Consider the following 3,536-nt stretch of genomic DNA (forward strand, 5'->3'; position numbering starts at 1 on the left):
GAAATGGCGAAATTGGTAGACGCACCAGATTTAGGTTCTGGCGCCGCAAGGTGTGAGAGTTCAAGTCTCTCTTTCCGCACCATGATTTAAGATTGTTAAATGGCTACGTAGCTCAGTTGGTTAGAGCACATCACTCATAATGATGGGGTCACAGGTTCGAATCCCGTCGTAGCCACCATTTACAACGATAGTTTGAATAACCAATGTTCAATCTATCTACAGTACAAGTTGCGGAAGTGGCGAAATTGGTAGACGCACCAGATTTAGGTTCTGGCGCCGCAAGGTGTGAGAGTTCAAGTCTCTCCTTCCGCACCATCAATTCAAACCCAGCTTAGGCTGGGTTTTGTTTTATTAGCCTCATAACAATATATCCTTTCCTCCCGTTTTAACTGTTGATTCATTTTTCAGATCCATTCTTTGATCACGTGAAAAGTGAGGCATAAAAAAATCCAGCCGAAGCTGGATTTTTAATTTAAAAGTTAACGACTTAACCAAGCAAACCAAGAGCAGCATTAGGCGCTTGTTTAGCTTGTGCCAACACTGAGCTTGATGCTTGAGAAAGGATCTGCGATTTAGTCAAGGCAGTGGTTTCTTTCGCAAAATCAGTGTCTTTGATTCGGCTCTTAGAAGCATTTACGTTTTCGTTGATGTTATCTAAGTTGTTAATCGCATGGTTGAAACGGTTTTGGAATGCACCCAGTTGAGCACGATGGCTGTCTACAAATTGCAGTGCCGCATCAACAATGGCAACTGATTCTTGCGAACCACCTACAGAGGTGACATCAATGGTATCGACTGTCACATCTTTTGCAGCTTGGAAACTCAGTTCACCCGCTAAGCTGCCACCAAAGGTTGCTACACCATCAATACGGTTGCTATCAGTAAAGATTTGCAGTTTGCCTTCATCGTCAACAGAAGCTTTTAACATGTCGGTTTGACCATTGATGTAAGTGGCCAACTCTTCGATGTCATCGCCATCTTTTGCACTTAGGTTGATGGTTTGCTCGCCAGTACGTTTGTCAGTCAACGTAATGGTAAGGTCATTAGCACCCGCTTTAACGGTCCAATCTTTATCTTGTCCATTTGCCGCTTGGTAACTCTTACCGCCCATCATTGCGTTGTCGCTGCGCATATTATTTAGGCTTAGCATGACCGCTTCACCGTTATCCGCACCGATTTGGAATGATTTCGTCTCAAAAGTACCATTGAGCAACTTATTGCCACCAAACGATGTAGTTTCAGCAATACGGTTGAGTTCGTCATTCAGCGCGGTGATCTCTTCTTGAATCGCTACGCGGTCGGCTTTCGAGTTCGAACCATTTGACGATTGTAGAGATAAGTCACGCATACGTTGCAAAATGTTGGTGGTTTCGTTCATTGCACCTTCAGCTGTCTGCGCAATTGAAATGCCATCATTTGCGTTGCGCACGGCAACATCTAAGCCTCTGCTTTGAACATTCAAACGGTTAGAGATTTGCAAACCTGCTGCGTCATCTTTTGCGTTATTAATTTTGAAGCCTGATGATAAACGTTCCATTGATAACTGTTGCGCATTGCTAGCACTGTTTAGGTAGCGTTGTGCTGTCATAGCTGAAACGTTAGTGTTTACATTAACCGCCATAGTGGTTCTCCTATTGATTTTCCGACTTAGCGTCATAGACAAACGGTTTCCGACGTCTCGGAAAACCAAGTAGTTCTCTCAAAGTACTATTATTAGCGACTGCGGTTAGGAATCCTTTAACGGGAAAACGACGATTTCGTAAAAAATAACCAATATCGATTAAAAGTGGGATAAACGCTGCAAAACTGGCTGAAATACAAAAATAGCATTAAAGATTTGACGTGATTGGTCGGCTTCACGGGCGATTGAGGAGCATTGATGAGAGCAAGAAGTTATAGATAAAGAAAAGCCCCTTTTCCTTTGAGAGAACCGGGGCTAGTTGGTAGCCAGAGCCAATGTGGAGATCAGAGAAATGAACACATTACCGACTGACCGGGGCGCATGATTATCTATGACTATAAAGCAGGGTACATCTTGAGAGAGCTTTATATTCGGCCATAATCATACTTTGCCAAGGATTCCTTCACCTAACCCACGTCTGAGCTGTTGGATGAAGGGTCCTAACATTACTGCAATAGTGACATTGCAGAATTTGGCAACTGTTTTGCTTGAGCGAGAATCGAGGTACCCGCTTGTTGCAGAATCTGTGCTTTCGTCATTTGCGTGGTTTCTTTCGCAAAATCTGTATCTTTAATTCGACTGTTGGATGCTTCAACATTCTCTTGGATATTGGCCAAGTTGTTGATGCTATGGCTTAAACGGTTTTGCTTCGCACCGAGCTCTGCCCGTTGTGAATCCACATATCTCAACGCAGCATCCAGAACGCCCACTGCATTTTGAGAACCACCAACTGAGGTGATATCAATATCTTGAACCGTCGTCTTAACGCCCGGTCCGCCGTTTAGGCCAAGTTCGGTTGCCAAACCACCAGAGATGGCAAGGTCACCTTGTAAATTCGGTTCTGCGGCAAAAATTTGCAGTTTACCGTCTTGATCAACCGATGCTTTAAGCTTGTCGGTTTGACCATTAATGTAAGTCGCTAGCTCTTCAATATCATCGCCATCTTTGGCTAACACATCGAGAGTAACAAGCTCACCTGCCTGGGTGGTGAATTCAAATTTCAAATCACGTGCGCCCGCTGGCACTCCCCAATCCTTGTCCTTTCCTTGCTCTGCAAGGAACGATTGGCCGCCCATACGGAAGTCATCAGCACGTATGCTGGTAAGCCCCATAATGATCGCCTCACCTGAGCTCGCACCAATCTGGAATGATGCTTCACCAAACGAACCGTTGAGCAGTTTACGTCCACCGAATGAGGTCGTTTCTGCAATACGGTTTAACTCATCTTGCAATGCGGTCGACTCTTCATCCAAAGCTTGTCGCTCTGACGCCGAGTTGGTGCCGTTTGCTGATTGAAGAGCAAGATCACGCATACGTTGCAAGATACTGGTCGACTCATTCATTGCCCCTTCCGCGGTCTGAGCAATCGAAATACCGTCGTTGGCATTACGCATTGCCACATCTAGGCCACGAGACTGAGCGGTTAAGCGGTTTGAAATTTGTAAGCCTGCCGCATCATCTTTAGCGCTGTTGATTTTATTACCTGATGATAAACGTTCCATCGAGGTATTTAATTCACCCGTCGCTTTATTAAGGTAACGCTGAGCAGTCATTGCTGAGACGTTAGTATTTACTGTAATGGTCATAGTTTGCTCTCCTAGTGAGTTCGCAAGCTTTTTGCGAAGCGGCCAGCTTTACTCTCATTTGGAAGCACTGACCGTGAACTTGCTAAATCCGCTATTTGCCGATTTAAAAACTTGTTGTATCAACTCTGATATAGACAATTCAATTAGTATGCCAACTTTTAAAACATCTGATATTAAAATTAATATTCTTTGTTTTTTAATCACTTAGAAGAAATTCATTCATTCTATCTTTGTGAGTGAGCATCCAGTTTTTTCTCGTTAGCAACAGA

At 44.1% G+C, this 3,536-nt stretch carries 2 protein-coding genes and 2 tRNA genes; 2 read left to right on the forward strand and 2 right to left on the reverse strand.

Annotation, left to right across the window (positions count from 1 at the left end):
• Positions 1-101: 101 nt before the first annotated feature.
• Both AACQ17_RS07650 and AACQ17_RS07655 read left to right on the forward strand, forming a co-directional pair.
• Positions 102-178 (forward strand) — tRNA-Met (locus tag AACQ17_RS07650).
• 52 nt (positions 179-230) lie between these two features.
• Positions 231-315: transfer RNA gene (locus AACQ17_RS07655), tRNA-Leu, on the forward strand.
• Positions 316-487: 172 nt separating this feature from the next.
• Here AACQ17_RS07655 and AACQ17_RS07660 read toward each other — a convergent pair.
• Together AACQ17_RS07660 and AACQ17_RS07665 are read right to left on the reverse strand one after the other, a co-directional pair.
• Positions 488-1,621, reverse strand: a complete 1,134-nt coding sequence (locus AACQ17_RS07660) for a flagellin (RefSeq protein ID WP_026029038.1) — start codon at positions 1,619-1,621, stop codon at positions 488-490.
• Between the two features lie 506 nt (positions 1,622-2,127).
• Positions 2,128-3,267: a flagellin gene (locus AACQ17_RS07665; RefSeq protein ID WP_017045944.1), complete on the reverse strand. Its 1,140-nt coding sequence runs from the start codon at positions 3,265-3,267 to the stop codon at positions 2,128-2,130.
• Positions 3,268-3,536 lie beyond the last annotated feature (269 nt).

Source organism: Vibrio sp. V10_P2A27P122, from assembly GCF_963874335.1.
Lineage (GTDB): Bacteria > Pseudomonadota > Gammaproteobacteria > Enterobacterales > Vibrionaceae > Vibrio > Vibrio anguillarum.

Excerpts from the sequence above, each read along its gene's own strand:
- AACQ17_RS07660 (WP_026029038.1), bottom strand. The coding sequence starts at position 1,621 with ATGGCGGTTAATGTAAACACTAACGTTTCAGCTATGACAGCACAACGC.
- AACQ17_RS07665 (WP_017045944.1), bottom strand. The coding sequence starts at position 3,267 with ATGACCATTACAGTAAATACTAACGTCTCAGCAATGACTGCTCAGCGT.